The sequence below is a fragment of the Burkholderia sp. AU32262 genome (genome assembly GCF_020419985.1).
Classification (GTDB): Bacteria; Pseudomonadota; Gammaproteobacteria; order Burkholderiales; family Burkholderiaceae; genus Burkholderia; species Burkholderia semiarida.
The window spans coordinates 200,811-208,735 of the sequence record NZ_JAIZRS010000007.1; the positions used below are offsets into that span (position 1 = coordinate 200,811).

Below are 7,925 nucleotides of genomic sequence, written 5' to 3' on the forward strand. Positions count from 1 at the left end.
TGCATGACCCTGCTTTCGTTGCCGACGCTCGACGACCTGCGTATCGAGCCGGGACTGCCCACCGTCGTGTCGCCGCGCGGCAACGACGGGATGTCGATCGACGAGGTCGCGCCGCTCGCGCGCGAGATCGCGGCCGACACGCTCGAGAGGACGGGCGGCGTGCTGTTCACGGGCTTTCGCGTGCCGTCGATCGACGCATTCCAGCAATTCGCGGCCTCGTTCGGCGATCCGCTGATCGGCTATGAATACGCGTCGACGCCGCGCAGCCAGGTCGAGGGCGCGGTCTACACGTCGACCGAATACCCGCCGCACCGCGCGATTCCGCTGCACAACGAGCAGTCGTACACGCGCGAATGGCCGCTGCGCATCTGGTTTCACTGCGCGCTCGCCGCGCCGAAGGGCGGGGCGACGCCGATCGCGGACAGCCGCGCCGTGTATCGCGCGCTCGATCCCGCGCTCGTCGCGCGCTTCGAGAAGCGCGAGCTGCTGTACGTGCGCAATTTCGGGCAGGGGCTCGACCTGCCGTGGCAGCAGTCGTTCGGCACCGACGAGCCGGCCGAGGTCGAGCGGATGTGCGCGGCGCGCGGGATCGAATGCGCATGGCGCACCGACGACGACGGCGAATTGCTGCTGCGCACACGCGAACGCTGCCAGGCCGTCGCGCGTCATCCGCGCACGGGCGATCGCGTATGGTTCAACCAGGCGAACCTGTTTCACCTGTCGGCGCTCGACGACGACATGCAGGAAGCGCTCGTCGACGCGGTCGGGCTCGAGAACGTGCCGCGCAACGTGTATTACGGCGACGGCGAACCGCTCGAGGCCGACGCGCTCGCGCAGATCCGCGGCGTGCTCGACCAGCAGCGCATCGTGTTCCCGTGGCGCACCGGCGACGTGCTGATGCTCGACAACATGCTGAGCGCGCATGCGCGCGACCCGTTCGAGGGGCCGCGCAAGGTCGTCGTCGCGATGGCGCAGAGTTATACGGTCCCGCGCGACCGAACGGAGGATTGATGACGCGTAGTACCGCCGCGCTTGCCGCGCGCGGGCTGTCGGTGGGATATCGCGACCATGTCGTGATCGACGGGCTGGACCTGTCGATCGCGGCCGGCCGCGTAACCGCGCTGTGCGGACCGAACGGCTGCGGCAAGAGCACGCTGTTGCGCACGCTGGCGGGCCTGCAGCCCGCGCGTGCCGGCCATGTCGAAGTGAACGGCCGGCCGCTCGCGTCGTTTCGCCGCCGCGCGCTCGCGCGCGAGCTGACGATGCTCGCGCAGTTCAACCAGATTCCGTCGGGCCTCACGGTGCGCGAGCTCGTCGCGTACGGGCGCTATGCGTACGGCGGCTTCCTGCGCGGCCTGTCGCGGGCCGATCATGCGGCGATCGACGAGGCGCTCGACACGAGCGGCCTCGCGGGCGACGCGGAGCGCGACGTCGGCGCGCTGTCGGGCGGCGAACGCCAGCGTGCGTGGATCGCGATGGCGCTCGCGCAGCAGGCGCCGATCGTGCTGCTCGACGAACCGACGACCTACCTCGACATTCATCACCAGCTCGACATCCTCGATGCGCTGCGTGCGCTGAACCGCGCGCGCGGGCTGACGATCGTGTGGGTGCTGCACGACCTGAACCAGGCGGCCGCGTACAGCGACGAGATCGTGCTGATGCGCGCGGGTCGCCTCGTCGCGCAGGGCACGCCCGACGCGATGCTCGATCCGGCGCGGCTGCGTGCGGCGTTCGGCGTCGAGATGCTGAAGCTCGCGCATCCGCAGACGGGCGCGCCGATGTGCGTGCCGGCCTACGGGCCGTCGACCGACGGCGCGCCGCAGGCGGCCGGCGTTTTCGATCGGGATCTCGCGGTATGACGACGTTCGCGATGCGCAAGCGCCTCGCGGCGACGGGCAGGGGCGCGGCCAAAGGGCGGGCCGGCGCGATTGCGCTCGGCCTCGTCGTGCTCATCGCGCTGCTCGCCGCGCTACGGATCGCCCCCGATCTGCGCGTGTGGTGGGACGCGGCGCCCGGCAGCGATGCCGCCGCGCTCGCGCACGTGTTCCTGTTCGACCTGAATCTGCCGCGCGTCGCGGCCGCGCTCGTCGCGGGCGGCTGCCTCGGCATCGCCGGCGCGTTGTTTCAATCGCTCACGCGCAATCCGCTCGCGTCGCCCGACCTGCTCGGCGTGACGGGCGGCGCCCAGCTCGGCCTGCTCGCGGCGATGCTGGTGCCGGCGTTGGCCGGTGTCGCGTCGGTGCCGCTGCTGTTCGTCTGCGGGCTCGCTGCCGCCGCGTGCGCGATCGTCGCGGCGGGCGGCTGGCGCGCGACGCCGTTGCGGCTCGTGCTCGCGGGCAGCGTGTGCATGCTGCTGTTCGCGGCGCTGTCGACGCTCGTACTCGCGTTCTTCGAGCAGAACATCGCGGGCGCCGCGCTGTGGACCAACGGCAGCCTGTACCAGCCGGGCGCGACGGGCCTCGCGCTCGCCGCGCGCTGGCTCGTCGTGCCGCTCGCCGCGCTGCCGTTCGTGATCCGGCCGCTGAATCCGCTTACGCTCGGCGACGATGCGGCGGCCGCGGCCGGCGTGCGCGTCGATGCGACGCGGCTTGCCGCGACGATCGTCGCGGTCGCGTTCACGAGCGTGGCCGTCAGCATCGCGGGCCCGCTGTCGTACGTCGGCCTCGTCGCGCCGAATCTGCTGCGCCAGATACGCGGCGCGCGCGCGGCGCGGCTCGGCGTGCTGGTGCCGCTGTCGGCGCTCGCCGGCGGCGCGCTCGTACTCGTCACCGACAGCGCGGTGCTCGCGTCAGGGCTCGACGCGACGCTGTCGACCGGCGTTGCGATCGCGCTGGTCGGCACGCCGCTGATGCTCGCGATGATCCGGCGCGGCGCCGCTTGGTCGGGCGTGCTGCATGCGGATGCCGAACGCGCGACGGGCGGCGGCTCGACGCGGCTCGTCGGCTGGCTCGAACGGCTCGGCTGGCCGCTGCGCAGCGTGCTGTTCGTCGGGGCGGGCGTGCTGGTTGTTTTCGTCGGCGTGTCGGCCGGCCCCGAGTGGCTGTCGCCCGCGCGCTGGTCGGCGGCGCTGTCCGGTCACGATGCGCTCGCGCGCATGCTGATCGACCTGCGCATGCCGCGCCTGCTGTGTGCGCTGCTCGCCGGCGCGTTGCTGGCCGTCAGCGGCGTCGCGATGCAGAGCGTCGTACGCAATCCGCTCGCGGGCCCCGAAGTGCTCGGCGTCACGCAGGGCGCGGGGCTCGTCACGCTGTTCGCGCTGTCGACGTGGCCGCTGATGGGCCATGTGACGCTTGCCGCCGCCGCGCTGACCGGCGGCGGGCTGTCGCTCGCGATTACGCTCGCGCTGAATCACCGGCATCGCTACGCGCCGCTCGCGGTTGCGCTGACCGGCATCGTGATCGGCGCATTGTGGACCACGCTCGCGCAATGGCTGATCACGCAGGAAAGCGTGCAGCCCGCGCGCTTCGTCGTGTGGCTCGTCGGCGGCACGTATGGCCGCAGTTGGGGCGAGGTGTCGATGCTGCTGCCGTGGTGCGTGCTTGCGGTGCCGGTGTTCGCGTGGCTCGCGAAGCCGCTCGACATGCTCGCGCTCGGCGACGATCAGGCGGCCGCGCTCGGCCTGCCGGTGGCCGCGCTGCGGCCGCTCGCGCTGACGATCGCTACGCTCGCGGCGTGCGCGGCCGTCGCGGCGGTCGGGCCGGTCGGCTTCATCGGGCTGATGGCGCCGCACGTCGCGACGATGCTCGGCGCGCGCCGGCATCGCACACGGCTGTGGCTCGCGGCGGCGTGCGGTGCGCTGATCCTCGGCGTCGCGGATCTCGCGGCGCGCACGGTCGTCGCGCCGCGCGAAGTGCCGGCCGGCGTGCTGACCGCGCTGATCGGCGCGCCGTACCTGCTCGGGCTGCTGATCCTCGAGGGGCGCCGCGCCCGGCGCGCGGGGCGATGACGCCCGCGCTCGACGGCGCGCGCGCCACGCGCTTTTCGGCGTTCGCGCCGCAACCGTTCGCCGAACATCTCGACGTCGTCTGGCTCGGCATGCCCGACGATGCACACGTGCATGCGCCGGGCCGTATCGTCGTGCCCGTCGCCGAATTGCCCGCGCATCGCGACGCCGTGCTCGCCGCGATGGTCGACCATTACGGCGGCGATCCCGCGCAGCATGCGCGCGCGCTGATGTCGCAATGGAGCAAATACTATTTCGGCCGCGCGGCGCCGGCCGGCGTCGTCGCCGCGCTGACGCTCGGCCGGCCGCTCGACATGACGCCCGAGCGCACGTTCGTCGCGCTCGACGACGGGATGCCGGCCGCGCTGTATTTCGCGAACGATGCGCTCGGCGCGCCGTGCGACGAACCGGAGCCGCGCTATGCGGGGCTCATCGCGCATCTCGGCGCGGTGATCGAGCGGCTCGCGGCGATGGGCCGCGTCACGCCGCGCGTGCTGTGGAGCAACGCGGGCAACCTGCTCGACTATCTGCTCGATACGTATCGTTCGCTGCCGTGCGCGGCCGATCCCGTCCGCGATGCGGACTGGCTGTTCGGTTCGGCCTGCGTGCGCGGCGAATCGAATCCGTTGCGCCAGCCCGTGCGCGATGCGGTGCCGCGCTCGCCGCTGCTGCCGACGCCGTTTCGCGCGCGCCGCGTGTGCTGCCTGCGCTACGAAATTCCTGGAGAAACGCAACTGTGTGGAAGCTGCCCCCTGCTACTGACGATGGACGACGCGGCGCTGGCCGAGCAGGACGCGTGCCGGTGACGCACGCCGGCCGCCGTCACGCGCTCGGCGCGCTCGCGGCGGCACTCGGCGCCGCGTGCTGCGGCGCGTTTTCCGCATCGGCCGCTGCGGCTTCCGTCGCCGGCGATGCACGTGGTACACAGGGCGCCGTGTCGCTGGCCGGCAATCCCGTCGTGTCGCAGGCCAGCACGAAGATGCCCGTGCGGCCGCAGCGCGTGGTCGCGCTCGACTTCATGTTCGCGGAAAGCGTGATCGCGCTCGACCTCGTGCCGGTCGGGATGGCCGATACCGCGTTTTACCCGGGCTGGCTCGGCTATCGCAGCGAGCAGCTCGCGCACGTGACCGACATCGGCTCGCGGCAGGAGCCGGGGCTCGAGGCGATCGCGGCGGTCAAGCCGGACCTGATCATCGGCGTCGGTTTCCGGCATGCGCCGATCTTCGATGCGCTCGACCGGATCGCGCCGACGATCCTGTTCCAGTTCAGCCCGAACGTGTCCGAAGGCGGCGTGCCCGTCACGCAGCTCGACTGGATGCGCCAGATCTTCCGGACGATCGGTGCGGTCACGGGCCGCGATGCGCGCGCGCAGGCAGTCGAAGCGCAACTCGACGCCGGCATCGCGCGCAATGCGGCGCGGCTCGCGGCCGCGGGCCGCCACGGCGAGCGCGTCGCGCTGCTGCAGGATCTCGGCCTGCCCGACCGTTACTGGGCCTATACGGGCAACAGCACGTCGGCGGGCCTCGCGCGCGCGCTCGGGCTCGATCCGTGGCCGAAGAAGCCGACGCGGGAAGGCACGCTGTACGTGACGTCGGCCGATCTGCTGCGGCAGCGTGACCTGGCCGTGCTGTTCGTGACCGCGTCGGGGATGGACGTGCCGCTGTCGGCGAAGCTCGATTCGCCGGTGTGGCGTTTCGTGCCCACGTTGAAAGCACATCGGATCGCGCTGATCGAGCGCAATATCTGGGGGTTCGGCGGGCCGATGTCGGCGCTGAAGCTGGCCGACGTGATGACCGATACGATGCTGAAGCTCCCGGCCGTGCGTTGAGCGCGCGGCGCGCTTCGAGCCGTGGACGATGCTGCGTTTGACGGGCAGGGCGTTGCGACCGACCTCACGACGCGCGGTTTCCACCTTTTCTTTTCACCACGCGTCAGCAACATTCCCCCCGCTGAAACGAGAATCGCCGACACACTGCCAATGAATGCAGCGTGCCGGCGATTTTTCTCGTCGACGGTCGTGTCGGGTTACGCGCTCAGCGCATCGACGCCATCCTGCGCACGCAGGCGCGCCGGTTGCGTATCGCTGACGATGCGTCCGTTGTCGAGCTTCAGCAGACGGTCGGCGAGATCGAAGTAGCGGTCGTCGTGCGTGATCACGATCACGGCCTTGCCGCGCGCGCGCAGCTCCGGCAGCAGTTGCTCGTAGAACACGGCCTTGAACGACGGATCCTGATCGGCCGCCCATTCGTCGAACAGGTAGAACGGACGATCCTCCAGATACGCGACGACGAGCGCGAGCCGCTTGCGCTGCCCGGTCGACAGCGCGCGCGTGGAGAACGCGCCGTCGACGACCTTCACCTTGTGGTCGAGCGCGAGTTTCGCGACGAGCGCGTTGGCCCGCGCATCGGCCTGCGCGCGCGACGGATCGTCGGGGTCGACGATGCCCAGCAGCGCATCGAACAGGTGAAAATCGTTGAACACCGCGCTGAAGCGCTGCCGGTAGGCCGCGCGCTCGCGCCAGCCGATCGTGCGGCCGTCGACCTCGATCGTGCCCTGCTCGGGCTCGTAGAGCCCCGTCAGCACCTTCGCGAGCGTCGTCTTGCCGCTGCCGTTGCCGCCGACGATGAACACGAGCTCGCCCGGCTTGATCGTCAGGTCGATCGGCCCGATGCTGAACATCCGTTCGTCGCGTTCGTGGAAATACGCATGCGTGACGCCGCGCAGCGTGACGGCGCCGGCCGGCGGCACGTCGGGCGCATCGGCCGCGGGCGGCACCGTGCGCAGCGCGCCGAATTCGGCCATCACGCCTTCGATCCGCGTGAGCGACACGCGCGCCGCGTTGACGGTCGGCAGGTTGTTCAGCAGGCCGTCGAGCGGTACGAGCATGAACAGGAACACGACGACGTAGCCGGCGGCGGCGGCGGCCGGGTCGGCATGCACGCCGAGCTGCGGCCAGAACGACGCGACGCCGAGAAACACGTAGAACAGGAAGATGATCCAGCCGACCCCGACCGCATACGCGCTGAACGCGCGGCGGCGGTGGTCGCGCACCTCGCCGATCGCGGCGCCGAGCTGGCCGTCGACGAACTGGCGGGCGCGTGCATCGTGCAGCTTCAGTTCCTTCGCGCCGGAGAACAGCGAGCCGAGATAGCCGAACAGACGGTCCTGCGCCTGGCCGGCGGCTTCGAGCGCCGCGATCGCGCGGCGGTCGCCGGTGTGATAGCCGAGCGAGCCGGCGATGATCGCGGCCAGCGCCAGCAGGCACACGGGCCAGGACAGCCACGCCAGATAGCCGAGGCAGCCGAACACGATCGAGCCGTGCATGACCAGGTTCGGCAGCGCGAAGAACAGCATCGACACGTTGGTCGCGTCGTCGGTCAGCACCGACTGCACGGGCGCCGCGCCGATGCGCTCGATGTCGCGCAGTTCGGCCGCGCCGACGCGCCGCGCCAGATGCACGCGCAGCCGCGCCATCGTGTCCTGGGACAGGCGGGCGAACAGCGTACCCGACACGATCCGCGTGACGAGCGCGATCACCGCGCACAGCGCGAAACGCCACGCGAGCGCCGCGTCGGCGGCGCCCGGTTGCGACAGCGCGCGGTTCAGCGTCGCGACGAGCAGCACGCTCGCGACGCCGTTCAGCACGCACGCGGTGAGCGCCAGCGTGAGCGACACGCGGCTTTCGCGCAGCAGCGCGAGGATCAGGCGCGCCGCGGGGCGGCCGGGGGAAGCGTCGAGGGACGGCGGGGAAGAAGGCTCGTGGGCGGCTGTCATCGGCAACGTCGGTAAAGGGAGGGCAGGCAATAACGCGAAAACGGCAAATCTGACGCGAAAGCGGCGAGCGGGGCGAGCCCCGTTGCGGCTTTCCTCCCTGATAGACGAACGGGCCGCGCAAATATTTAGTCCCATCGTCAAAAAAAGCGGTCGCACGCACTTTGCGCGCAAAACGGTAAAAAATCGGCTGCGTCGTTCGTCACACCAG

Annotated in this window: 6 protein-coding genes; 5 read left to right on the top strand and 1 reads right to left on the bottom strand. The window is 71.1% G+C overall.

Annotated features, from left to right (window positions below; all coding sequences use genetic code 11):
- The first annotated feature begins 3 nt into the window (after window positions 1–3).
- The 5 genes from LGN10_RS11050 to LGN10_RS11070 are packed head-to-tail and all read left to right on the top strand — an operon-like array spanning window position 4 to window position 5,771.
- Window positions 4–1,011, top strand: coding sequence for a TauD/TfdA family dioxygenase (locus LGN10_RS11050; protein WP_226223295.1), 1,008 nt, complete (start codon window positions 4–6; stop codon window positions 1,009–1,011).
- A complete protein-coding gene (locus LGN10_RS11055) occupies window positions 1,011–1,859 on the top strand; it encodes an ABC transporter ATP-binding protein (protein WP_059584107.1) in 849 nt (282 codons plus the stop codon). The genes LGN10_RS11050 and LGN10_RS11055 overlap by 1 nt, the downstream gene beginning before the upstream one ends.
- Window positions 1,856–3,946, top strand: a complete 2,091-nt coding sequence (gene fhuB, locus LGN10_RS11060) for a Fe(3+)-hydroxamate ABC transporter permease FhuB (RefSeq protein WP_226223297.1) — start codon at window positions 1,856–1,858, stop codon at window positions 3,944–3,946. Before LGN10_RS11055 ends, fhuB begins: the two co-directional genes overlap by 4 nt.
- Window positions 3,943–4,749, top strand: coding sequence for a siderophore-iron reductase FhuF (fhuF, locus tag LGN10_RS11065; RefSeq protein WP_226223299.1), 807 nt, complete (start codon window positions 3,943–3,945; stop codon window positions 4,747–4,749). Before fhuB ends, fhuF begins: the two co-directional genes overlap by 4 nt.
- Window positions 4,746–5,771, top strand: a complete 1,026-nt coding sequence (locus LGN10_RS11070) for an ABC transporter substrate-binding protein (RefSeq protein WP_226223391.1) — start codon at window positions 4,746–4,748, stop codon at window positions 5,769–5,771. The genes fhuF and LGN10_RS11070 overlap by 4 nt, the downstream gene beginning before the upstream one ends.
- Window positions 5,772–5,968: 197 nt before the next feature.
- Here LGN10_RS11070 and LGN10_RS11075 read toward each other — a convergent pair whose 3' ends face one another.
- A complete protein-coding gene (locus LGN10_RS11075) occupies window positions 5,969–7,717 on the bottom strand; it encodes a cyclic peptide export ABC transporter (RefSeq protein ID WP_226223301.1) in 1,749 nt (582 codons plus the stop codon).
- Window positions 7,718–7,925 lie beyond the last annotated feature (208 nt).

Bases quoted from the DNA above. Each gene is read 5' to 3' on its own strand.
- LGN10_RS11055 (WP_059584107.1), top strand. From the start codon at position 1,011: ATGACGCGTAGTACCGCCGCGCTTGCCGCGCGCGGGCTGTCGGTGGGA.
- LGN10_RS11050 (WP_226223295.1), top strand. From the start codon at position 4: ATGACCCTGCTTTCGTTGCCGACGCTCGACGACCTGCGTATCGAGCCG.
- fhuB (WP_226223297.1), top strand. From the start codon at position 1,856: ATGACGACGTTCGCGATGCGCAAGCGCCTCGCGGCGACGGGCAGGGGC.
- LGN10_RS11075 (WP_226223301.1), bottom strand. From the start codon at position 7,717: ATGACAGCCGCCCACGAGCCTTCTTCCCCGCCGTCCCTCGACGCTTCC.
- fhuF (WP_226223299.1), top strand. From the start codon at position 3,943: ATGACGCCCGCGCTCGACGGCGCGCGCGCCACGCGCTTTTCGGCGTTC.